18 protein-coding genes and 1 pseudogene are annotated in these 22,318 nt (G+C 63.2%); 14 read left to right on the forward strand and 5 right to left on the reverse strand.

The window, feature by feature from the left end:
* Positions 1–2: 2 nt before the first annotated feature.
* Together P3T16_RS05850 and P3T16_RS05855 are read right to left on the reverse strand one after the other, a co-directional pair.
* Positions 3–1,670, reverse strand: coding sequence for a tannase/feruloyl esterase family alpha/beta hydrolase (locus tag P3T16_RS05850; protein ID WP_429341541.1), 1,668 nt, complete (start codon positions 1,668–1,670; stop codon positions 3–5).
* The gene (locus P3T16_RS05855) at positions 1,667–2,773 is read right to left on the reverse strand and encodes an OpgC domain-containing protein (RefSeq protein ID WP_429341542.1); all 1,107 of its coding nucleotides are present in this window, start codon (positions 2,771–2,773) and stop codon (positions 1,667–1,669) included. Before P3T16_RS05855 ends, P3T16_RS05850 begins: the two co-directional genes overlap by 4 nt.
* Positions 2,774–3,064: 291 nt before the next feature.
* On the opposite strand from P3T16_RS05855, the gene P3T16_RS05860 reads away from it, so the two are divergent.
* The 10 genes and pseudogenes from P3T16_RS05860 (at position 3,065) to P3T16_RS05905 (ending at position 11,425) form a co-directional block, all read left to right on the forward strand.
* Complete coding sequence (locus tag P3T16_RS05860) at positions 3,065–3,373, forward strand: high-potential iron-sulfur protein (protein ID WP_429341543.1); 309 nt, start codon at positions 3,065–3,067, stop codon at positions 3,371–3,373.
* A gap of 89 nt (positions 3,374–3,462) precedes the next feature.
* Entirely contained in the window at positions 3,463–4,581 is a 1,119-nt protein-coding gene (locus P3T16_RS05865; RefSeq protein ID WP_429341544.1) for a 3-deoxy-7-phosphoheptulonate synthase, read from the forward strand.
* Between the two features lie 343 nt (positions 4,582–4,924).
* Positions 4,925–5,113, forward strand: coding sequence for a hypothetical protein (locus P3T16_RS05870; protein ID WP_429257748.1), 189 nt, complete (start codon positions 4,925–4,927; stop codon positions 5,111–5,113).
* A 136-nt stretch (positions 5,114–5,249) separates the two neighbouring features.
* Positions 5,250–6,671: an FAD-containing oxidoreductase gene (locus P3T16_RS05875; protein ID WP_429341545.1), complete on the forward strand. Its 1,422-nt coding sequence runs from the start codon at positions 5,250–5,252 to the stop codon at positions 6,669–6,671.
* A gap of 26 nt (positions 6,672–6,697) precedes the next feature.
* The gene (locus tag P3T16_RS05880) at positions 6,698–7,084 is read left to right on the forward strand and encodes a cupin (RefSeq protein ID WP_429341546.1); all 387 of its coding nucleotides are present in this window, start codon (positions 6,698–6,700) and stop codon (positions 7,082–7,084) included.
* Between the two features lie 175 nt (positions 7,085–7,259).
* Positions 7,260–7,643: pseudogene (locus P3T16_RS05885) on the forward strand (porin); the annotation flags it as partial.
* An 86-nt stretch (positions 7,644–7,729) separates the two neighbouring features.
* On the forward strand, positions 7,730–8,563 hold the full coding sequence (locus P3T16_RS05890; RefSeq protein ID WP_429341547.1) for a shikimate dehydrogenase family protein: 834 nt from the start codon (positions 7,730–7,732) through the stop codon (positions 8,561–8,563).
* A 232-nt stretch (positions 8,564–8,795) separates the two neighbouring features.
* Positions 8,796–10,232, forward strand: coding sequence for a sensor histidine kinase (locus tag P3T16_RS05895; protein ID WP_429341548.1), 1,437 nt, complete (start codon positions 8,796–8,798; stop codon positions 10,230–10,232).
* Positions 10,229–10,942 (forward strand): response regulator, encoded by a 714-nt coding sequence (locus tag P3T16_RS05900; RefSeq protein WP_429257743.1) that lies wholly within the window; start codon positions 10,229–10,231, stop codon positions 10,940–10,942. Before P3T16_RS05895 ends, P3T16_RS05900 begins: the two co-directional genes overlap by 4 nt.
* Before the next feature lie 150 nt (positions 10,943–11,092).
* Complete coding sequence (locus P3T16_RS05905) at positions 11,093–11,425, forward strand: DUF4148 domain-containing protein (protein WP_429341549.1); 333 nt, start codon at positions 11,093–11,095, stop codon at positions 11,423–11,425.
* 119 nt (positions 11,426–11,544) lie between these two features.
* On the opposite strand, the gene P3T16_RS05910 is transcribed toward P3T16_RS05905, so the two are convergent.
* Genes P3T16_RS05910 through P3T16_RS05920 form a run of 3 tightly spaced genes read right to left on the reverse strand, consistent with a single transcriptional unit; the run spans position 11,545 to position 17,148 of the window.
* Entirely contained in the window at positions 11,545–14,622 is a 3,078-nt protein-coding gene (locus P3T16_RS05910; RefSeq protein WP_429341550.1) for an efflux RND transporter permease subunit, read from the reverse strand.
* Positions 14,619–15,719, reverse strand: a complete 1,101-nt coding sequence (locus P3T16_RS05915; protein ID WP_429341551.1) for an efflux RND transporter periplasmic adaptor subunit — start codon at positions 15,717–15,719, stop codon at positions 14,619–14,621. Before P3T16_RS05915 ends, P3T16_RS05910 begins: the two co-directional genes overlap by 4 nt.
* Positions 15,709–17,148 carry a TolC family protein gene (locus P3T16_RS05920; protein ID WP_429257739.1) on the reverse strand — a complete coding sequence of 480 codons (1,440 nt, stop codon included), beginning with the start codon at positions 17,146–17,148 and terminating at the stop codon, positions 15,709–15,711. Before P3T16_RS05920 ends, P3T16_RS05915 begins: the two co-directional genes overlap by 11 nt.
* 217 nt (positions 17,149–17,365) lie before the next feature.
* On the opposite strand from P3T16_RS05920, the gene P3T16_RS05925 reads away from it, so the two are divergent.
* The 4 genes from P3T16_RS05925 to hpnI all read left to right on the forward strand — a co-directional run bounded on the left by P3T16_RS05925 (position 17,366) and on the right by hpnI (position 22,288).
* Entirely contained in the window at positions 17,366–18,028 is a 663-nt protein-coding gene (locus P3T16_RS05925) for a response regulator (RefSeq protein WP_429257738.1), read from the forward strand.
* Positions 18,025–19,365 carry an ATP-binding protein gene (locus P3T16_RS05930; RefSeq protein ID WP_429341552.1) on the forward strand — a complete coding sequence of 447 codons (1,341 nt, stop codon included), beginning with the start codon at positions 18,025–18,027 and terminating at the stop codon, positions 19,363–19,365. The genes P3T16_RS05925 and P3T16_RS05930 overlap by 4 nt, the downstream gene beginning before the upstream one ends.
* Positions 19,366–19,577: 212 nt before the next feature.
* A complete protein-coding gene (gene hpnJ, locus P3T16_RS05935; RefSeq protein ID WP_429341553.1) occupies positions 19,578–20,999 on the forward strand; it encodes a hopanoid biosynthesis associated radical SAM protein HpnJ in 1,422 nt (473 codons plus the stop codon).
* Positions 21,000–21,091: 92 nt separating this feature from the next.
* The gene (gene hpnI / locus P3T16_RS05940; protein ID WP_429341723.1) at positions 21,092–22,288 is read left to right on the forward strand and encodes a bacteriohopanetetrol glucosamine biosynthesis glycosyltransferase HpnI; all 1,197 of its coding nucleotides are present in this window, start codon (positions 21,092–21,094) and stop codon (positions 22,286–22,288) included.
* The last annotated feature ends 30 nt before the right edge of the window (positions 22,289–22,318 follow it).

Raw genomic sequence — 22,318 nt, forward strand, 5'->3', positions numbered from 1 at the left:
ATTCACGGCTCCGCACAGACAAAACTGCTCGCGCGGTTCACATTTCCCTTGCCGCTATAACGCGGAAACATCGGATACCGGCATAGCGGACGCGAGCGGCCATTGGTCGCTGCGGCGATATCGATGGCGGTCAGCGTCTCCGGAGAAATATCGTGCGTGACCCAGTTGTCGAGCGCGCCGAGCAGATCCGTCGACGGAATGAATACGCCGCTGCCGTGCTGGAATCCCGGCACCATGTAGAGCCGCATGAATGAAGCGACCCTGTCGATACCAAAGCGGTCCACGAGCGCTTCGTAATACGCAATCGTCTGGTTCGGGCTGATGACTTCGTCGGCGAGCCCGTGCAACGTGATCAGCTTGCCGCCGCGCGCGATGTAGCGGGAGAGGTCGGTGCTCATCGCGCCGATGGTCTGTGAAAGCGCGACCACCTGGCGCTGATAATTGCCGGGATGCTGCACGTCGAACTTCAGAGAATCGAACGCCGGGTCACGCGTGATGAAGTACCTCACGTAGCCGTCGCCCTGTGAGAACAGATAGCCGTTGGCGATGATCGCCGGAGACGGTCCATGCCTGTCATCGTGCGCAAGCCCGAGCGTGCCGGTGAACTGCGTGCCCTGAAACACGTTGTAGCCGCGATAGCGGTTCACATTCCACGCGAGCGAATACGGCAGCGAGAGCCCGTCGCGCAGCACCGACAGCGTCGCCAGTTGCGCAGCGGAAAGACAGTCGTCGTTCGCGATGTACGCTTCGCTCGCGGGGCAACGCAGCGATTCGATGATCTCGGCCTCGTGCCGGCGACATGCGGTAACGTCACTCACGATGCCGTCCGCTGCGCCATCGAGCCTGTCGCACACTTCAAGCGTGCGCTGGTAGACGCGCTGGAGTAACGGAGGCGGCACGAAGCCGCCCGGTGTCGCGTATTCAGTCTGGCCGACTTTCACCCCAAGCAGACGCACGCCGGAAAAATTCAGCGCGGGCGAGTTGGCGATGACGCCATCGTAGTCGTCCGGGAAGCGCTGCATGACGGTGTAGCCTTCACGTCCACCCGTCGAGCCGCCCGCAAAGTACATGCGCTCTGGTCGCCGTCCGTACGCGTGCTCGATCAGTGCGAGCGCGACGTCGTGGGTCTTCTTCAGATGCGCGTAGCCGAAATTGACGACGGCTTCGTCGACGAGGCCGAACACCGCCAGCGCCGAATTGCCGACGTGGCCGGAGTCGTCGCCGAAGGTGGCGTAGCCCTGCGCCAGCGGCGCGCGATTCGGCGAGAAAGGCATCACCCCCGTGCCGCTGACCACGACGCCGTTATAGCCACCGCCGCCCACCTGCAACGCGCGGCCGTTCCAGCGGCGCGGCAGATTCAGATCGAAGCGGATATCCGGCGTGCCGACCTTCAGCGCCTTGATGCTGCCCGTGATCCGGCAATACTCGCCGTCCTGGTTGTTACGGGCGGTCGCCGCGATCATCTCCGCGGTGTCGATCTGCGCGCCGCGCGTCGGCAATCCGATGACTTCGGCAGGCACCGTCAGGCCGGCGAGTTGCGTGCACTGCACAGCGAGGTTCGGCCCGGTCGGGGCTGCCGTTGCGTCGACAGTGGTCAGCAGAAGTGTGGAGCACACGAACACGAGGACGATCGCGCGCGCGGCGCGGGGTAGAGCGATCCGCGCGCTCATCCGCAGCCGGCACTGTTGACGGCTGCGCGCGACTGCTGTCCCTTCCAGTCGTTCCAGCCGCGCGCGATGACGAGCACGGCCGTGATCGCGACAAGATCGCCGGCGAGCGCGACCATCGTGCCCTCCAGGCCGTGAAGGCCACGCGGCGTCGCGGTGTCGACGATCATCGACACCAGCGTGCCCGTCACGAAACACACGAGCCCGGTGCGTCCGACCGTGACCACGGCCGGCAGCCGCCGCGCGAGGCGCGCGATGCTGCCGGTGTGCACGAAACGCGCGGCAAGCCATGCAATGACAAGAAAGTTGATCACACGATCCATCGAAAGATTCTGTTTGAGATGACCCGGCAAGGCCTGCGTCAGCACGAACAGCCTGATAACGGCGAACGCGAGCACGGCGGCCACCGCAATCCGCGTGAGCCAGCGCGCGGCGCGCGATGTATGGAAGCGGTCGCCCACCGGCTGCACGCGGCACAGGATACCGAGTACGAACATCAGTTGCCATGCAAACGGATTGAAAGCCCAATCGCCGACGTCGTCAATGCTGAAAAGCGAGGCTAGCGGCCGCGCTAAAGCCCAGATCGCGAGGCTCAGCGTCATTGCGGAAAGCGCCGAGCGTCGCGCGAGCGGCACGGCGAACGGCACGCACAGCGCGAAGATCACGTACATCGGCAGGACGCTCGATAGATACGGCTGACGCCTGAGCAGTGCGATATCGAGCGACTCACGCAGCGGTTCGCTGGAAAAGAGCGGCCAGCCAGTCAGATCGATCATCGGCCGGTTCAGATGCAGGAGCGCGAGCGCGGCGCCTGACACGAGCGTCAGCACGGCAGTCAGCAGATACGCGCGATAGATTTCCCAGCAGCGTCTGAGAAAGCGCTTCTGTGCGGCACCGGGTCCGCGGTGTTCGAGTACGGCCGTATAGGCAGCCGCCGATGCATAGCCGCCCAGAAACACAAACACTTCCGCCGAGTCGCATAGTGCGTACGTGTGCAGCATCAGATGCGACAGCACGCTGCCGGGAATATGGTCCAGCACGATGACGATCAGCACGATCCCGCGGAAGAAATCCACTTCGATCGAGCGTCCCTGATGCGAATTCATCGACGTTCCCGCGCGCGTTTTAGCTCTCTGTAGGAGAGACATAAAAGAGGATCGTTCCGCGTAAGCACGAGGCGTGTCAATGGAAATCGCGTGACGTTTGTGCGTTGGCAGCTAACTGAAATCAGCCTGTTGGCACGTGGTAATCCATCGTCGCGTAGCGAGGCGAATCGACTCCGTCTTGACTTCAGTGATCAGGCGCGTGGCAGGCGCGGCCGTCTGCTGCGAGAATGGAAGAAGGCGCACGGCGCCGACGGAAAGCAGGTCCCATCAAACCGCGAACAGGGTCCAGTCATGAAAGCAACGCGTCGCAGCTTTCTCATTCTCAGCGCCAGCGTGGCGTCATCGCTGGCGTTATCCCGTGTGGCTTCCGCCGACGAAGCGAAACTCAGCGAAGACGACCCCGCCGCGCAGAAGCTCGGCTACCGGCTGGATGCGTCGAAGGTCGACAAGTCGAAGTTTCCGGCCTGGGCTGCCGGGCAGACCTGCAGCAACTGCTCGCTGTATCAGGGCGGCGCCAGCGACCCGTACGGAGGCTGCGCGCTGTTCGGTGCGAAGCAGGTCGCGGCGCGCGGCTGGTGTACGTCCTGGACGAATGCGTAGGCGGGCCGCGGCGGCGCCGGAGCGGGCCGCGAGTGCGATAATGCCGGTTTGCCGCCTGGTATGTCGCAACCCGCTTTACGGAGAATATCTTGAGCCGCCTGGACAACCCTTTGCACGATCAGGAAGCCGGCCGCGCCGACTCGACGCAGGACACCACCCGCATCGACGACACCCGCATCGGCGCCGTCCGTCCCCTGATTTCCCCGGCGCTGCTGCAGGACGAGCTGCCGGTTCCGCCGGACGTCCAGACGCTCGTCGAGGAAAGCCGCTCGGCAATCGCGGATATCCTGCACGGTCGCGACGACCGTCTGGTGGCTGTCGTCGGCCCCTGTTCGATCCACGACCACCAGCAGGCGATGGATTACGCGCATCGTCTGAAAGCCGCCGCCGATGCGCTGAAGGACGATCTGCTGATCGTGATGCGCGTCTACTTCGAAAAGCCGCGCACGACGGTCGGCTGGAAGGGCTATATCAACGATCCGCAGCTCGACGGCAGCTTCCGCATCAACGAAGGGCTGCGCCGTGCGCGCGAACTGCTGCTGGACATCAGCAGCCTCGGCCTGCCGACCGCGACTGAGTTTCTCGATCTGCTGAGCCCGCAGTACATCGCGGATCTGATCGCGTGGGGCGCGATCGGCGCGCGCACGACGGAAAGCCAGAGCCATCGCCAGCTGGCGTCGGGTCTCAGCTGCCCGATCGGCTTCAAGAACGGCACCGATGGCGGCGTGCAGATCGCCGCGGACGCGATCGTCGCGGCGCGCGCGAGTCACGCCTTCATGGGCATGACCAAGATGGGCATGGCGGCGATCTTCGAAACCCGCGGCAACGACGATGCGCACGTGATCCTGCGCGGCGGCAAGAAAGGGCCGAACTACGACAGCGCGGGCGTCGAGGCGAGCTGTGCGGCACTGCGCGAACTGGGGCTGCGTGAGCAGGTGATGGTCGACTGCTCGCACGCGAATTCGGGCAAATCGCACCTGCGGCAGATGGACGTGGCGGCGGACCTGGCCGGGCAACTGTCGGCGGGCGATCGCCGCATCATCGGCGTGATGATCGAGAGCCACCTCGAGGAAGGGCGCCAGGACCTGAAGCCGGGTGTGCCGCTGCGCTACGGCGTGTCGATCACGGATGCGTGCCTTTCGTGGGCGCAGACCGCGCCAGTGCTCGACAGGCTGGCCGCAGCTGTCCGGGCGCGTCGCGCCGGCTGAATTCGGGGCTGGCCCTACCACGGATTGCTGACGCGGCAACGCCCGGTGATGTCGGGCTGATGCCGGAATAGTGCCCGAATAATGCCAGCCAGCGTGTCGCCGGCGCCGGCGGAATACGCCCGAAACCCCTCGCCAGGCGCCGCCGGAACGCTGACGAACGCCCGCCAGATCAGGCCCGCGCCCCGCCGAAGCCCGTCCACCGGGCTTCTGTCGATTGTTCGAATCCACCGACAAGTGACTTCGCGTTCTGCCCATTTATCCGTGGACGCGTCCCTCCTAAAATTGCTTCCATCGAAACATTGGATGCAGTGCCCCACCGAAACAGTCGGGCGAAGGAGTGGACATGAGAGACCTTATCGAACGCCAGCTATATCACCCGGCCGTGGTGTTGCCGATGGTGTCGCTCATGCAATTGATGGTGTCGCTCGATTTCAACCTGAGCCAGGTTGGTTTCGTCGTCGCGACAAAGGGCGCGAAGGCGGCACTCGACCGCTCGCGCGAACTGATCTGCCACGTCTACTGCGACGCCTGAACCCACCCTGGTTCACGCGTGAACCACGCGTGAACCACGCCTGAACCAACAGTCCGCCAGAGGCCCGCGAGACCGCACAGCAAAAGAGTCACGTGTAAGATGGCACGACCCCATACCGGCTCCCCGGAGGTCTGCCATGCCCCAGCATTTCGACGCAATCGTGATCGGCACTGGACAGGGCGGCTCGCCGCTGGCGGTCCGCCTCGGTGAAAACGGCCGCAAGACGGCCGTTATCGAACGGGCGACGTTCGGGGGCACGTGCGTGAACGTCGGCTGTACGCCGACCAAAGCGTACGTGGCATCTGCGCGGGCCGCACATGTAGCGCGCCACGCGGCCGCCTGGGGCGTCCAGATCACGGGCGACATCACCGTCGATCTCGCACGCGTGAAGGCGCGTAAGGACGAAATCATCGGGCAATCCAGACGCGGCGTCGAAAAGTGGCTGCGCGGCGCCACAAACGTCAGCGTCTTCAACGGCCACGCGCGCTTCGCGGGTGCGCACTCGGTGCGCATCGAAGCGCGCGACGGCCAGCCGGCCCAGGACCTCGAGGCCGACGAGATCTTCATTAACACGGGCACTCGCCCGGTCATCCCGACGCTTCCCGGCATCGAGGACATCCGCTACTTCACGAATTCGACGCTGCTCGATCTGACGACGTTGCCGGAGCATCTGGTGGTCGTCGGCGCGAGCTATATCGCGCTGGAGTTCGCGCAGGTGTTCCGCCGCTTCGGCAGCCGGGTGACCGTGATCGTGCGTGGCGAGCGCGTGCTGACCCGCGAGGACGCGGACTTCGCGAAAAGCCTGCAGGACGTGTTCGTGCGTGAAGGCATCGAATTCCGCTTTGGCGCCAATCCCACGCGGCTTGAAGCACTGGGCGGCCGCGGTGGCGACGGCACGGCGGTGCGCGTTCATCTTGCGGGCGATGCGCCGCCGCTCGACGCCTCGCATCTGCTGTTCGCGACGGGTCGTCGTCCGAACACCGACGATCTGGGTCTCGACGCTGCGGGCATCGAAGTCGACAAACACGGCTTGATCCCCGTCGACGGCGAACTGCGTACGAAGGTGCCCGGCGTGTGGGCCATTGGCGATGTCAACGGACGCGGCGCGTTCACGCACACGTCGTACGACGATTTTCAGGTCGTCGCGGCCAATCTGTTCGAGGCGGAGCGCACGGGCGAGCGTCGCAGCGTCGACGGCCGCACCATGGTGTATGCGGTGTTCGTCGATCCGCCGCTTGCGCGCGTGGGGATGTCCGAGACTGAGGTGCGCCAGTCGGGACGCAAGGCGTTGATCGCGACGATGCCGATGTCGCGTGTTGGACGCGCGCGCGAAAAAGGCGAGACGGCCGGCTTCATGAAGACGCTCGTCGATGCCGACACGAAGCAGATTCTCGGTGCGACCATCCTCGGCGTGGACGGCGACGAAGCGATCCATACCATCATCGACACCATCAAGGCCGGCGCGCCCTACACCACGTTGATGCGCGCGATGCACATTCACCCGACCATCAGCGAACTGATTCCGACGCTGCTTGAAGGGCTCAAACCGATGGTTTGACTTCGGTCCGTCAAACGAGGCACGCGATGAAACCCGAGACCGGCAATCTCTTCGACCTGGCGGGACCGCACGGTCCCGATGAGCAGTTCGATACGCTGGTCGATCGCAAAGGGGTGCGTGTCGAGCGGATCGTGTCGACGGGGCAGGCGAGTCCTGCTGACTTCTGGTACGACAGTCCGCACGAGGAATGGGTCGTCCTGCTCGCGGGCGCAGCGGCGCTGGAATTCGATGAGGGATGCGAAGGCGGGCCTGAAGGCGCGGTTGAAGGCGCCGCGCAGCTGCATACGATGCGGCCCGGCGATTATGTGCAGATTCCCGCGCATTGCCGGCATCGCGTGGCATGGACGCATGCGAGTGAGCCGACGTTCTGGCTCGCGGTGCATTACGAAAGCAGTGGGCCTGCTACGTCGTGATGAACCCGTTTCAAAGGCTCGGGTGGCGGCCAGTAAATATCGGCTTAAGACAGTCGACATTCTGTTGAACCCGGTCGCCGCAAAAGGGCAGGTAGCTGGCAAGACATGCTTGTCGACGCTGTGCTCAATCTGCTAAAGCGCGTTGCTCACGAAGAGATGCAGTTTGTGCGGACCTTCGAACGTGCAGTACATTCCGGGTACCGGCTCGAAGTTTACCGACACGGCGATCTGGAACACCGGCGGCCTGGTGGTGCATTACAAGCCAACGACGCAGGTGGATCTCGCTGCGGGCTATAGTTATACGCGCGCGACGACCTCGAACGGCATCCATAGCGCCGCGCAATATCAACAGTTCAACCTGTCCCTGTACCATGCGCTGTCGAAGCGTACGGGACTGTATGCGCTCGAGGCGTATCAGCGTGCGAACGGGCAGACGCTGGGCACCTCGGGAAAGGGGAATATCATCAATGCAACGGCGAGCGTGGGCGATGGCTACCAGTCGGCGCCTTCGTCGTCGCGTAGCCAGTTCGCGGGTGGCGTTGGTATCATCACCCGCTTCCACGCTGTTGCGTATCGCCGTCTCCGGCGATGTGCGACAGCATCGATATTTGAAGTTCTGACATAGACAGTTCAAGGAGTCCCGCAATGATCAGCGGAAAAACGACGCTTATTGCACACCTCGGCTTTCCGACCGAAGCGTTCAAGGCGCCCATGATCTACAACCCGTGGTTCGAGAAAAAAGGCATCGATGCCGTTGTGATGCCGATGGGCGTGATGCCCGATGACTATGTGTCATTTCTGCCGCTGCTGTTTCGAATGAGCAATATCCGCGGCGCCCTCGTCACGATGCCGCACAAGGTCACGACCGTCGCACTCGTCGACGATCTGACGCCGACGGCCAGCATCGCGGGCGCGTGTAATGCGATTCTCAAACGCGAAGACGGCACGCTGCTTGGCGACCAGTTCGATGGTGCGGGTTTCGTGCGCGGCGTCGAGCGTAAGGGCCGTGTGTTGAAGGGTGCGCGTGTGCTGGTACTCGGTAGCGGCGGCGTGGGTTCGGCGATTGCAGCTTCGCTTGCGGGTGCGGGCGTGGCGGAGATGGCGCTGTTCGATACCGCTGAGGCGTCGGTGGAGGCGCTAGCAGTTCGTCTGCGCAAGCACTATCCGCAGCTCGTCGTGACTACCGGCTCAAAAGATCCGGCCGGCTTCGATGTGATCGTCAATGCGACACCGCTTGGGATGAAGGATGGCGATCCGCTTCCATTCGACATCGATCGTATTGCGCCTGCGACGTTCGTCGGCGAGGTCGTGATGAAGTCGGAATACACGCCGCTGCTGCGCGCGGCGAAAGACAAGGGTTGTCCGGTGCAGGTGGGCACCGACATGCTGTTCGAAATGATTCCGGCCTATCTGGAGTTCTTCGGATTCGGAACGGCGACGCCCGACGAGTTGCGCGCGGTTTCGCAGATCAGGCAGTAGGGATCAGGACAAACCCGTACTTTCGGCGAAAAGTGAAAGTCAGAAAGCATTGAGAAGGGTTTGCACGCCTAGAATTTCCGCGCAAGGCGCTCATGAGACGCCATCCCGTTCGCGGGACATAACAGACACCTCGCGGAGACATCGCAATGAACCATGTCGTCGGCCGCGCCGGCCGTACTGACGGCGTTGCCGTTGCAGCGTCCGCTGCGCCTTCTCGTTCAGGCGCGCGCTAATGGTCAAAAGGGAGGAACGACGTACCGTGTTTCCGGGGAGCCTGCGTGGCCGCCTCTTGTGGTGGCTCCTGCTGCCCCTGGCGGCGTTCGTCTCGGTCTCCGGCCTGATTTCGTTTCGCGACGCGATGGCCACGGCCGACCTCGTCCAGGACAACGCACTCGCTTCGTCGATGCGGATTATCGGGGAAGACATCGACTGGGATAACGGCAACGTCGTCGTGCAGATTCCGCCGGCGGCGCTCGAGCTCTTTGAATCCCCCGAGCAGGACAGCGTGTTCTACCGCGTCGAGGCGAGCGGGCATCGTCTGCTCGCGGGCGGTGCCGAACTGCCGCTGCCGCACGGGTCTGTTGCCGCGCCCAGGCTTTATTCGACGCGCCTCGAGGACGGCCGTGTGGTGCGTGCCGCGGCCTATGTGCGTCAGCTGTACGACTCGGGACGCACCGAGGAAGTCATCGTCGTGGTCGCGAAGACGGAGGCCTCGCGCGATGCGATGGTGTGGCAGCTACTGCGTCCGCAGCTCTTCGGCGAGGTACTGACGCTGCTGCTCGCCATGGTTTTCGTCTATCTTGGCCTGACGTTCGAACTGCGGCCACTCATGAAGGTGAAGGACGACGTCGCCGATCGCAACCCGTCACAGCTGCAACCGCTGCGTGTGGCGCGGCTTCACGTCGAGTTGCGTCCGATCGTCGATGCCATCAATCAGTGCATTGCGCGTATGAGTCAGCAGACCGCGGCCCAGCGGCAGTTCATCTCCGACGCCGCGCATCAGTTGCGCACACCGCTGACGCTGCTCGATGCGCAGATCCAGTTTGCGCGACAACGTGAAAACCGCGACGCCAGGCTGGCCGAAGCACTGACCGGCATGCACAAGAGCAGTCGCCGGATGACGACGCTGACCAACAAGCTGCTGCTGCTCGCGCAGGCGGAGTCGGCCGCGCCTTCCCATACGGAGGAATGCGTCGATCTGGTTGCATTGATCGCGAATGTGCTGGAAGAACTGATCGCGTTCGCACAGGCGCGCGAGATCGATCTGGGCGCGGAACTCGATGACGGTCTGTATGTGACGGGCGACGAAGCGCTGACTGCCGCGCTCCTCACCAATCTGGTCGACAACGCGCTGCGTTATACGCAGACAGGCGGTCGTGTGACCGTGCAGGCGCATCGCTCGCACGACAGGGTGATCGTGCGTGTGATCGACAATGGGCCCGGTATCAGGAACGAAGCGAAGGCTCGTGTGTTCGAGCGCTTCTATCGCGCGTCGAGCAACGCCGACGGCACGGGTCTCGGTCTGCCGATCGTGCGTGAGATTGCGCAGCGGCAGGGCGGCACCGTCACGCTCGAAACGGGAGAACACGGCATCGGTCTGGTCGCGACGGTGGAGATGCGTGTCTGGCAGGCTGCCGCCAGGCCAGCGACAACGAGGGAAGAAACATGAAACTGCTGCTTGTCGAAGATGACGCCGATCTCGCGCGCTGGGTCATCAATCTGATGCAGGTTGAGAATTTCGCACTGGACTGGGCCCAGGATGGCGAGCGCGCGGAAACGCTGCTCGGTCTGCAGCGCTACGACGCGGTACTGCTTGATCTGCGTCTGCCGGGCATCGGCGGCAAGGATGTGCTTGCGCGCCTGCGCCGCAAACGCGACAACGTGCCGGTGCTGATGCTGACCGCCAATGGCTCGACCGACGACAAGGTAGCGTGCTTCTCGGCAGGCGCCGATGACTACGTCGTCAAGCCATTCGATGCCCGCGAGCTGGTCGCGCGCATCAAGGCGCTGATCCGGCGGCAGGCAGCCGGTGACAAGGGACAGTCCCTCGATTGCGGCGATCTCCACTATCTCTTCGACACCCGCGAATTCGTGCTGCATGACGAGCCCTTGCCATTGCGTCGTCGCGAACATGCGATTCTTGAGGCACTGATCCTGAAGCAGGGCAAGACGGTTTCGAAGGCGGTGCTGATGGATAGTGTCTTCAATCTCGACGACGAGCCGAGCGCCGATGCGATCGACATCTATATTCACCGTCTGCGCAAACATCTTGCGAACTCGAACGCAAAGATCATGACCTTGCGTGGCCTTGGATACATCCTTCGCGAAGAAGAACCGCGCGAAGCATTCGCAGGAGCCACTGTCGCGATGTCCAGTTAGTGCTTTTACGCGTGTTTCTTCCGGTCAACCGTTCGGTGCCGGAAGTTGCCATTCATCGCACCGTCTAAGGGTTTGTTAAGGATTCGCTCCTTATCCTGTCTACATGCATCGTCTGGATTCGCCGGACGATCGTGTTCAAGGAGAACCCGCATGAAAGGCCTTATCTCATCGCTTGTCGTTGCAGGTGCGCTGATTGTTCCTGCCGTGTCGTTCGCCCAAACCGGCAGTAACGACCCCGTCACCCGTGATTCTGTCCGTGCCCAGGTCGTGCAGGCAGAGCAGCAGGGTGTCCTGCATCAATCGAAGACGCACTATCCGCAGTACGACACATCCGCGCACGCTGTGGCTTCCGGTGTCGCGTCGACGGGCAATGTCGCGGGCAATGTCGATTACGGCCCCGCGACTTATGGATCAACGCAATCGGGTCAACCGGCAACCTTGCCGCACTACGCTGTCAGCCATTCAATCTATTCGGGTCATTGAGTAATCCGCCTGATGCTGAAAAGGGGCGCCAGACTGGCGCCCCTTTTCAGTTTGCAGACACGGAATGCGTCGCCGATCCAGTCGCGGACCCAGCGCGGGTCCGCTTGCGTTGTGTTGAATCAGGTGGTTTCCGACGGTTCGCTGCGCTCCGGGTTGCGTTGCTTCATCAGCAGTTGCAGCAGCACCGGCAGCAACAAAAGCACGAGCGGCAACTGCACGATGAGCCCGGAGATGATCGCGATGGCAAGCGGCTGCTGCATCGCGGAGCCCTGGCCCAGTGCGAATGCAAGTGGCAGGAGCGCAAGAATCGCCGCGATCGTCGTCATCGTGATAGGCCGCAGACGGTTGCGCCCAGCCTGAATCAGCGCCTTTTCGAACGGCACGCCTTCATCGCGCACCAGCGCCTGCAATTCCGACACGTAGAAGATCGCCACTTCGGTCACGATCCCGATGATCATCGTCATGCCCATCATCGCGGAGATGTTGAGTTCGATGCCCGTCACCCACAGGCCGACAAAGACTGCGCCCGTCGCAAGCAGCGGCATCGCCATGACAGCAATCGCCACGCGAAACCGTTCGTACAGGAACAGCAGCAGGCCGAACACAAGTGCGATCGCCGCGCCGAATACGATGAGCAGGCCCTTGAACGCAATCTGCTGCTGCTGATAGAGACCGCCGAGTTCGTAATACACGCCTGTGGGCAGCAGGTTCGGGTCAGCGAGTGCTTTCTGCACATCGGCGATGGTGGAGCCGAGATCGCGACCGTCGATGCGCGCCGTCACCGCGACCATCCGCTTCAGGTTGTCGCGGCTGATTTCCGGTTGGCCGGTCACGGCCACGCGGTCGGCCACGCGTTTGAGCGCGAACAGATGGCCGTCGGGCGCGCGGATCTGCAACTGGCCGAGCTGCGTGTCGGTGAGCCTGAGCGCGCCGGCAACCCGCACGCGCACGCCGACTGTCTTCGGCCCGCTCTGGAACTGTGTCGCAACGGTGCCTTCGACCATGTCCGACACAGCCTGCGCGATCGACTGCGGATCCATGCCTTCCGCAGCCGCGGCATCGGGGCGGATATGCAGTTCGAGCGCGTCGCCGGCCGGGTTGATGCCGTCGTTCACGTCGACGACGCCCTGGATCTTGCCGATGCTCGCCGCCACTTTCTTCGCGGTAGTGTCGAGCGTCTCCTGATCGTCGGAATAGATCTTGATCTGCACCGGCTGCGGCACAGCAGTCAGGTCGCCGATCAGATCTTCCATCAGCTGCGCGAGTTCGATGTTGACACCCGGTACCTGCGTCTCGATCTTCGAGCGGACCTCTTCCATCACGGTTTCGATCGGCTCCCGGTTGGCCGATTTGAGGCGCACGAAAAAGTCGCCGCGATTCGGTTCCTGCAGATCGCCGCCAAGACCCGTCCCCGTGCGACGCGAGTACGTCGCGATGTTCGGATTCGCACGAATGATCGTCTCGACCTGCCGCATCAGACGATCGGTCTCGGTAATCGATGTACCGGGTTCGGTGTGATAGTCGAGCACGAAACCGCCTTCGTCCATCGTCGGCATGAAGCCGCTGCCGACGCGCGTAAAAGCGAACGCAGCGACCACAATGAGCGGTACCAGTCCGACCAGCACCAGCAGCGGCCGCGAAGTGACGTGCTCGATCAGCCAGGCATAGCGACGGTTCATCCACAGTGCGAAGCGCGTCTCGCGATGTTCTTCCGCGTCTTTGGGCTTCAGCCAGCGGTCGCACAGAATCGGCACGGCGAGCCACGTAACGAGGAACGAGATGAAGAGCGCGCTTGCCATCGTGACCGACAGCGCCTTGAAAAACGCACCCGTGACACCCGACAGAAACGCGAGCGGCACGAAGATGATCAGCGTAGCCGCCGACGATCCCGCCAGCGGTCGCGTGAATTCGAGCGCCGCCGACATCACGCGGCCATGAAACTTGTGTGCGCCAGCTTCACGCATGCGTCTGACGATGTGCTCGATCATCACGATCGCATCGTCGATAACGAGGCCGACGGCGGCGGCCATCCCGCCGAGCGTCATGATGTTGAAGCCCATGTCGAACACGTCGAGCAGCAGGATCGTCGCTGCCATCACGACAGGCACCAGCGCGACGGCAATCGCGGTGATTTTCCAGTTGCGCAGGAACACGAACAGCGTGAAGGCCGCGAGCACGACGCCGATCATGATCGCGTCGCGCACGCTGGTTGCCGATGCAATCACGAGTTCGCTCTGGTCGTACCAGTTCGAGAGGTGAACGCCTGGCGGCATCTGATGCTGGAAGGCCGCGAGTCTCGCACGGATCGCCCTGGCCATCGCAACGCTGTTCGCGCCGGGCTGCTGGAAAATGTTGATGAGGACAGCGTCCTGTCCGTCAGCGGTGACGCGCATCCATTGCGGCACCACGCCCTGGCGCACGTTGGCGATATCACCCAGGCGAACCTGTGACGTACCGTTCGCCGATACGACGACGTTCTTCAATTCGTCGATACGCGTGACCGTGGTATTGGCAATCACCAGGTACAGCTTGTCATGGTCTTCGATGCGACCGGTTGCCATCAGTACGTTGCTCGCGCCGATCGCCTTCGATACATCAGAAAGCGAAAGCTTCCAGGCCGCGAGCCGCGCCGGGTCGATCGCAACTTCGAACTCGTCCTGCGCACCGCCCGTGATATCGACACGCGCCACGCCTTCAACGGACGACAGCAACGGACGCATCTGGAACTGCGCGAGATCGTGCAGTGCCGAGAGCGACTGCTGGTTCGAAGTCAGGCTGTAGGCGAGCACCGGAAAGACGGTCGGGTCCATCCGGCGCACCTGCATCGACGTGCCCTGCGGCAACGTGGCAAGGATCTCGCTGATCGCGGACTGCGCCTGCAACGTGGCTTGCGCCATGTCCGTGCCCCAGTCGAAATTGATCGAGATCTCGGCCGAGCCGCGGCTCGTCTTCGATTCAACATCACGCACATTCGGCACGCGGCGCAGTGCTTCTTCGACGGGCATCGTGACGAGTGTCGTCATCTGTTCGGCGGGGCGATCGCCGGCGTCGAGCGAAACAACCGCGCGCGGGAACGCCACATTCGGGAACAGCGAGATTGGCAGACGGAACGCGGTCAACGCGCCCGCGATTGCCAGCAACGCGATCACGAACAGCAGCGAACGTCGGTGCCGTTGCATCCATTGGCCGAAATTCATCGTGCGGCGCCCCCAGCGGCCTTGCCACCCGTCTGCACGGCCATGCCGTCTTTCAGCTCATAGTTGCCGGATACGACGAGGGGAAGCGTGCCGTCGATCATGCCGTCGACGCCATAGCGGCGGTCGTCTTCCACTCGGGTGACGACGTTCACCCGGCGCGCCTTCCTGGCGGACGTGATCTGGAACACGTATTCGCCATTTTCGTCTTTCAGCACGGCGTTGCGCGGCACGATCCAGTGCGTGCCCGTGCTGGTCGCAATGTCGGCGCTGACGCGTGTGCCGGGAATGAAGGCGGTCTGTCCGAGCGGCACATTGGCACCGATATTCACAAGCTGGCTTTGCGTATCGACCGATGCGCCGACCATCACAACGCGTCCCGGCACCGCGGATTTCGCGAGCGCGGCGGAAAGGCCATGCAGCGTGACGACATCGCCTGTGTGGATTGAGGCGGCGTCCGAAGGCTCCACGCTGAGCGTGACGTTTGCGCGCGCATCCTTGCCGCTGCCGCCCGCGGCCAGCTGCAGGATCGCCGCGCCGGCCTGCACCTGGTCGCCCTGTGCGACGGACACCTGCAACACGACACCGTCGACCGGCGAAGTCAGCGTGCGTGCGCCCGAAGCGATGCCCATCTGATCCTGTGCGGCGAGCGCCTGCTGCGCATCCTGTGCGGCCTTTTTCGCGGTGGCCAGTTGCGACTGCGTAGCGAGCCCCTTGTCGTACAGCGACTGCGTGCGCGCGACTTCGCCCTGCGCGAGCGTCAACGTGCTCCTTGCCTGCGTGGCGGCAAGCACCGCTGCCGGATCGGCCTGCACGAGCGCGAGCGGCGTGCCCCGCGTGACGCTCTGACCGGCCTGCACACGCATCTGCGTGATGCGGGCGACGTAAGGCAGATTGATGGTGGTCACATTCGACGCCGATGCAGCGACGATGCCATACGCGCGTACCGGTTGCGCAATCGTGTCGCGGCGCACCTGAACGGTCTGCACGCTGACGACGGGTTCTTCGTCGGCGCGCGCCGCGATTTGCCAGAAGACGGATATGACGGCGACGCAGACCGCAGCGCGCCGGGCCTGCATCGAAAGGCGGTTAGTTCGCATGGTTTTCGGTGAAAGTCTGATCGGAAGAGAAAGCATCGGGAATCGCGCTGCCGAGGAGCGCCTGCAGCCCGATCCGCTGTTCAGCGAGCGATTCGCGCAGCGTCGCGACGTCGACGCGCTTGCTCAGCGCCGCGTTTTGCGCGTCGGCGTATGCGCCGAGCGTGAGGTTGTGGTCCGCGTACGCCTGCCGCGCGTGCCGGGCGGCGAGCTCGACATCGGGCAGTGCCGCTTCAGTCTGCTGGAGCTGACGCGTGAGGATCGCGCTGTCCGCGCGCATGTGCGCGACGTCCGAGTACGCCTGGTTCAGACGGTCCTGATATTCGTCGCGCAGACGCTGACGGGTCGCCTTTTCGATGGCGACGTTGCCCTGGTTGCGGTTGAAAATGGGCAGGCTCATGTTGATCTGGAAGCCGCTCGTGTAGATGTTCGACGTATCGCGTGCCCGCACGAAGCCGACCGACAGGCTCGGGAACTGGGACAGGATCGCGGCGCGATATTTCTGCTCCTGTGCTTCGTAGCCCGCCTTTAGCGCGAGCAGGTCAGGACGGCGCTTCGGCAGCGTCGCAAGGGCGGCATCGATGGTTGCGTCGTCAACGGGTGCGCTTTCGTTGTCGTCGGTCAATTGCAACTGCACGTCGGGCGCGAGACCGAGCAGGGCGTTCAGATCGTGATGCGTCTGTTCGGCGGCGCGTTCGGCGTCGGTGTACTGCTTGCGCGCGTCGTTGTATGACGTGAGTGCGGCGGTGAGGGTGTCTTCGGCCAGATTGCCATCGCGCTGTGCCTCGGCCATGCGCTCGTAACGCGTACGCGACAGTTCCCGCTGCTGCTGGAGGAGCGGCAACGTCTCGTCCTGAAAGCGTGCCTTCAGGAACAGCTGCTTTGCCTGCGCGACGATCTGCCATTCCTGCCAGAGCAGACCGAGATCGGTTTTCACATACGTTGCATCGGCGGATGCCTTGTTCGCGCCGCGCGTCACGATCGCCATGACGTCGATGCTCAAGCCATAATTGAAGGCGCGGGTCAGGCCTTCGGCGCCGGGATAGTCGCTGGCAATGCTCAGTTGCGGATCGGGCAGCAGCCCCGCGGAAAACGCCTGCGCGCGGGCGATGCCAAGATCGTCGCGGGTCAGTTTCAGGTCGGGATTGTTCACAACCGCGAGCATCGCGACTTCCTCGATATCGAGCCCGTCGGACGGATCGAAGCGGTGAGCCGCCAGTTCGGGTAGCGGCATGGTCGCAGGGTCGACCTGAATGCGCTCCAGCGTGGCGGCGGAGGTCGAGGTCTCGCGCGGCGACAGCGGTTCGCGGTGATACCACGTGCAACCCGCGAGCAGCGCGGCGCAGACGGGCACGACGGCGCGCAATGCCGCGCCGGACCGGAAGCGGAACGGAGCGGCTGAAGGCGCATCAGGCAGGGCGGGGCCACGCACGCTTCTCGACGGCTGCGGCCTCGATCCCGACCTTGCTGCGTGAAAGATAGACAAGTCCTGCTCCTGGCAAAAAGAAGCGGACGCGCCAGTGCTCAGGCGATGGCGCGTCCGGATAAGGGGCGATTTTCGCGATCGGCAGCTTAAGTAACGCTTAAGCGAGCGTTAAGCTTCGGGCAGTGACAATGCAGATATACATAGAAGACAGAGGAGTCACCGGATGCGTCTGCTACTGGTTGAAGACGACGAGATGATCGCAGAAACCGTGCTGGAATCGATGCGCCGCGTCGGCTACGCGATCGACTGGGCGGAAGACGGGCGCGCCGCGGATCTGTCGCTTGGCAACGGTGTCTACGATCTTGTGCTGCTCGATCTGGGTCTGCCGAAAAAAGACGGTATCGCCGTGCTGAACACCTATCGCAAGGCAGGTGGCGCCGCACCCGTCATCATTCTGACCGCGCGTGATGCGGTGGAGGACCGCATCCGCGGCCTCGACGCGGGCGCCGACGACTACCTGATCAAGCCGTTCGATCTCGACGAACTCGCGGCGCGCGTGCGCGCGCTGCTGCGCCGGCGTACCGGCCAGAAGCAGCCGGTCTACGCGCACGGCGAACTCACACTCGATCCGGCCGCGCACGAAACCACGAAGAACGGCGAGCTGGTGCCGCTCGTGCCGCGTGAATTTGCCTTGCTGCAGGCGCTGATCGAAGAACCGTCACGCGTATTCACGAAAGCGGAACTCGAAGAAAAAATGTACGGATGGGGAGAAGAAGTGGGCAGCAACACCATTGAAGTCCATGTGCACAGCCTGCGCCGCAAGATCGGCGCCGAGCAGATCGTGACGGTCCGGGGCGTCGGCTACCGGCTGAAGAGGGCTGAATGACGTCCATCCGGCGGTGGCTGCTGGGCTGGCTCATCTTCGGTCTCGCGGCGGCGTCGCTCGTGGCGGGCTACGGCATCTTTCACACCGCGCGCGAGGAAGCGAGCGAACTGTTCGACTACGAACTGCGCGCCGTCGCGCTCTCGTTGCCGGCCAATCTGGAAAGTACTGAAAGCGTGCAGCGCACGCGCCCCGATTTCGAAGGGATTTCCGAGGATCGCATCGTCATCGCGATCTGGGACAAGGACGGCGCCCTCGTCTATCAATCGTTGAGCGCGCCGGACCTGACGCGTTTTCCCGCTGGCATCCGTACGATCGAGCGCGGCGAACATCACTGGCGCGTGTTCGGGCTGCAAGAGGCCGGGCGTTTCATTCAGGTCGCACAGCCGGTTTCCGTCCGCGAAGAACTCGCGCTGCGGCTTGCGCTGCGCACGTTGTGGCCGCTCTGGTTGCTGATTCCCGTGACGATCGCGCTGGTGCTGTTCGTCGTCGCGCGCGGGCTGGCGCCGATTGGCGGGCTGTCGCGCGCGTTGTCCACGCGCTCGATCGATTCGCTTGAACCGGTGCGGCTGGATGGCCATGGACGTGTGCCCGTCGAAATCCAGCCGCTCGTCGAGGCGCTGAACGATCTGCTACATCGATTGAACGCGGCGTCGCAGGCGCAACGCACGTTCGTCGCGGATGCCGCTCATGAACTGCGTTCGCCGCTTGCCGCGCTGAAGCTGCAATTGCAGGCCGCCGTGCGCGATGGCTCGCTGGTGGCGCACGGTCAGACGATGGAGCGCATCGAAGGGCGCCTCAATCGTCTGATTCATCTGGTGCAGCAACTGCTGACGCTTGCGCGCGAGGATGCGCAGCCGGCAACTTCGATGGCGCCCGTCAGTCTGCGACGGGTGGGCGAGCAGTCGGTTGGCGATTTTTCGCTGCTGGCCGAAGCGAAGGGTATCGATCTCGGTCTGGAACTGTCCGCGTCCCGCACGCCGGGCGACGCCTATACGGTTCTCGCGGAGCAGCATGCACTCGGCGTGCTGCTGGACAATCTGGTCGACAATGCGATCCGCTATACGCCGCCGGGCGGCAAGATCGACGTGATTCTGAAGCGGGATGGGGGCAGGGTGGGCTTCGACGTGGTGGACAGCGGTCCCGGCATTCCCGAGGATGAACTCGCCCGCGTGCTCGACCGTTTCTATCGTGTCGCTGACGCTGAGGGGCAGGGCAGCGGGCTCGGTCTTGCGATCGCGTCGCGCATCGCAGAGCGGCATCGCGCGGTGCTCACGATTCGCAACAACGCGGATGCACCAGGACTGTCTGTCTCTGTGACCGGATTGCAGCCACGCTGACTGATCGCAGCGCAGCAATTCCTGGTCTTAAGATTTCCTTCAGGTATCGCCGGTAGTATTTCCCTCGCACATACCCTAACAGACGGCCACGGACGATGCGCGAAGCGCACATCGTAAGGTGGCCGTCAGATCAATGAAAGCACGGACTGCACGCGCCCAGTCCCTCGGACTGCCGGGTGCGGGCATTGTCACGCTCGCTTGCCGGAGTATTCATGAAGACGTTGTTCTTGCAGGCGCCGTCGTATGACGGTTTCGACGGTGGTGCAGGCTCGCGCTATCAAGCCAAACGCGAAATCCGCTCGTTCTGGTATCCGACGTGGCTTGCACAGCCCGCGGCGCTGGTTCCGGATAGCCGCGTGCTCGACGCACCTGCAGACGGGTTGTCGGTCGACGCCACGCTCGATATTGCGCAGCACTATGACCTCGTCATCATCCACACAAGCACACCCTCGTTTCCCACCGATGCGCTGTTCGCGGAAGATCTGAAAAAGCGCAAGCCATCGGTGCTGATCGGCATGGTCGGCGCGAAGGTCGCGGTCGATCCGCACAACTCGCTGACGGCTACCGAAGCCATCGACTTCGTGTGCCGCGAGGAATTCGATTTCACCTGCCAGGAAGTCGCCGAAGGCAAGCCGTTTTCGCAGATTCTCGGGCTGAGCTATCGCGCCCCCGACGGCTCGATCGAACACAACGCCGCGCGCCCGATTCTCGAGAACATGGACGAACTGCCGTTCGTCGCGCCGGTATATCAACGCGATCTGAAGATCGACAACTACTTCATCGGTTATCTGAAGCATCCGTACGTGTCGATCTACACGGGGCGCGGCTGCCGCTCGAAATGCACGTTCTGCCTGTGGCCGCAGACGGTGGGCGGTCACCGTTACCGCACGCGTTCCACCGAGAACGTGCTGGAAGAAGTGAAGTGGATTCGCGACAACATGCCTGAAGTCAAGGAGATCATGTTCGACGACGACACGTTCACCGACTTCAAGCCGCGCGTCGAGGAAATCGCACGCGGGCTCGGCAAGCTCGGCGTGACGTGGTCGTGCAACGCGAAGGCCAACGTGCCGTACTCGACGTTGAAGATCATGAAGGAAAACGGCCTGCGTCTGCTGCTGGTGGGCTATGAATCGGGCGACGACCAGATCCTGCTGAACATCAAGAAGGGCCTGCGCACGGACATCGCGCGCCGCTTCAGCGAGGATTGCCGCAAGCTTGGCATCAAGATTCACGGCACCTTCATTCTCGGCCTGCCTGGCGAGACGAAGGAGACGATCGAAAAGACGATCGAGTACGCGAAGGAAATCAATCCGCACACGATCCAGGTATCTCTTGCCGCGCCTTATCCGGGCACGACACTGTATAACCAGGCGGTCGAGAACGGCTGGCTCGAAGAGAACAAGGTGATCAACCTCGTCAGCAAGGAGGGCGTGCAGCTGGCCGCGATCGGCTATCCGCACCTGTCACGCGACGAGATCTATCACCACCTGGAAACGTTCTACAAGCGCTTCTATTTCCGTCCCTCGAAGATCTGGGAAATCGTCCGCGAAATGCTGATGAGCTGGGAGATGATGAAGCGCCGGTTGCGCGAAGGCGTCGAGTTCTTCCGTTTCCTGCACGCGCACGAAGCGTGAGCGAAGTGCGTCCCGCCCGTGTCCGCGTCCGTCGCATAGATGGACCGGACTTCAGGCGGCTCGCATCGCGGCTGTGCTGTGTAGCCGGCGTGATGGGCATCAGCGCACTGATTACCTTCGATGGTCCTGCGCGCACGGCGCATCTGCTCTTCGCCGCGCTGACCCTTGCGTGCAGCGCGTGTGCGCTGCTCGGCGTCGGCTATACGCTGCTCGCCGCGACGTTGATCGGGCGGTTCTTCGGACGATCGAGCGCGCAGCCGGACAGCTTTCCACCGGTGACGATCGTCAAGCCGCTGCACGGCAATGAGTGGGCGTTGCACGGCAACCTGTCGAGCTTCTGTCAGCAGGACTATCCTGGCGTCGTGCAATTCCTGTTCGGTGTGCACGATTCAGCGGATCCGGCATTGAAGGTGCTGGACGATCTGCGTCGCGCACATCCTGACGCGGATATCACGGTGATCGCCGATACGCGTCTGCACGGCCCGAACCGCAAGATGAGCAACATCCTCAACATGCTGCCGCATGCACGACACGACGTGCTCGTGTTTGCCGACAGCGATGTCGGCGTCGAGCCGACGTATCTGCGCAATGTGATCGGCGAATTGCAGAAGCCGGGCGTCGGCCTGGTGACCTGCGCCTATCGCGGCGCGCCCGATCCGGGCTTCTGGCCGCGGCTCTCGGCCAAAGCCACCAATTACCAGTTTCTTCCGGGTGTCGTGACGGGTCTCGCGCTCGGTCTCGCGCGGCCGTGTTTCGGGCAGACCATCGCGATGCGCCGTGACACGCTGGAGAAAATCGGCGGCTTTGCGCCGTTCGTCCATCATCTGGCAGAAGATCACGCCATTGGCGAGGCGGTGCGCATGACGGGCGAGAAGGTCGTGATCCCGCCGTTCACGGTTTCGCATGCCTGTGTCGAAACCAGCGCGGCCAAGCTGATCGCGCACGAACTGCGCTGGAGCCGTACGATACGCCGCGTCGATCCCGTCGGCCATTTCGGCTCCGTGCTGATGCATCCGGTCGCGTTCTCGATGCTGGGCGTCGTGCTGTCAGGTGGCGCACGCTGGGCATGGGCTTTCGTGGCGGCGGCGCTGTGTGCGCGCATGGCGCTCAAGTGTCTGTCGGACCGCGCGTTGAAACAGGCGCCGCGTGGCCTGTGGCTGCTGCCGGCGTGGGACGTCGTGGCGTTCGCGATCTTTGTGGCAAGCTTCTTTTCGTCCCGCGTAATCTGGCGTGGTTTCAGTTTTAATGTGGACGGCGACGGACTGCTGTCGCCGGTTCAGGATGAGTGACAATAATTCTTCGGTTGTAAAACGTGCGGC

It is taken from the genome of Paraburkholderia sp. GAS42, assembly GCF_050436565.1.
GTDB lineage: Bacteria > Pseudomonadota > Gammaproteobacteria > Burkholderiales > Burkholderiaceae > Paraburkholderia.

What these genes read in the sequence shown, in the direction of transcription:
- P3T16_RS05925 (WP_429257738.1), top strand. Translation starts at nt 17,366, where the DNA reads ATGCGTCTGCTACTGGTTGAAGACGACGAGATGATCGCAGAAACCGTG.
- P3T16_RS05890 (WP_429341547.1), top strand. Translation starts at nt 7,730, where the DNA reads ATGATCAGCGGAAAAACGACGCTTATTGCACACCTCGGCTTTCCGACC.
- P3T16_RS05930 (WP_429341552.1), top strand. Translation starts at nt 18,025, where the DNA reads ATGACGTCCATCCGGCGGTGGCTGCTGGGCTGGCTCATCTTCGGTCTC.
- P3T16_RS05875 (WP_429341545.1), top strand. Translation starts at nt 5,250, where the DNA reads ATGCCCCAGCATTTCGACGCAATCGTGATCGGCACTGGACAGGGCGGC.
- P3T16_RS05850 (WP_429341541.1), bottom strand. Translation starts at nt 1,670, where the DNA reads ATGAGCGCGCGGATCGCTCTACCCCGCGCCGCGCGCGCGATCGTCCTC.
- P3T16_RS05905 (WP_429341549.1), top strand. Translation starts at nt 11,093, where the DNA reads ATGAAAGGCCTTATCTCATCGCTTGTCGTTGCAGGTGCGCTGATTGTT.
- P3T16_RS05895 (WP_429341548.1), top strand. Translation starts at nt 8,796, where the DNA reads ATGGTCAAAAGGGAGGAACGACGTACCGTGTTTCCGGGGAGCCTGCGT.
- P3T16_RS05915 (WP_429341551.1), bottom strand. Translation starts at nt 15,719, where the DNA reads ATGCGAACTAACCGCCTTTCGATGCAGGCCCGGCGCGCTGCGGTCTGC.
- P3T16_RS05870 (WP_429257748.1), top strand. Translation starts at nt 4,925, where the DNA reads ATGAGAGACCTTATCGAACGCCAGCTATATCACCCGGCCGTGGTGTTG.
- hpnJ (WP_429341553.1), top strand. Translation starts at nt 19,578, where the DNA reads ATGAAGACGTTGTTCTTGCAGGCGCCGTCGTATGACGGTTTCGACGGT.
- P3T16_RS05880 (WP_429341546.1), top strand. Translation starts at nt 6,698, where the DNA reads ATGAAACCCGAGACCGGCAATCTCTTCGACCTGGCGGGACCGCACGGT.
- P3T16_RS05910 (WP_429341550.1), bottom strand. Translation starts at nt 14,622, where the DNA reads ATGAATTTCGGCCAATGGATGCAACGGCACCGACGTTCGCTGCTGTTC.
- P3T16_RS05900 (WP_429257743.1), top strand. Translation starts at nt 10,229, where the DNA reads ATGAAACTGCTGCTTGTCGAAGATGACGCCGATCTCGCGCGCTGGGTC.
- hpnI (WP_429341723.1), top strand. Translation starts at nt 21,092, where the DNA reads ATGGGCATCAGCGCACTGATTACCTTCGATGGTCCTGCGCGCACGGCG.
- P3T16_RS05855 (WP_429341542.1), bottom strand. Translation starts at nt 2,773, where the DNA reads ATGAATTCGCATCAGGGACGCTCGATCGAAGTGGATTTCTTCCGCGGG.
- P3T16_RS05860 (WP_429341543.1), top strand. Translation starts at nt 3,065, where the DNA reads ATGAAAGCAACGCGTCGCAGCTTTCTCATTCTCAGCGCCAGCGTGGCG.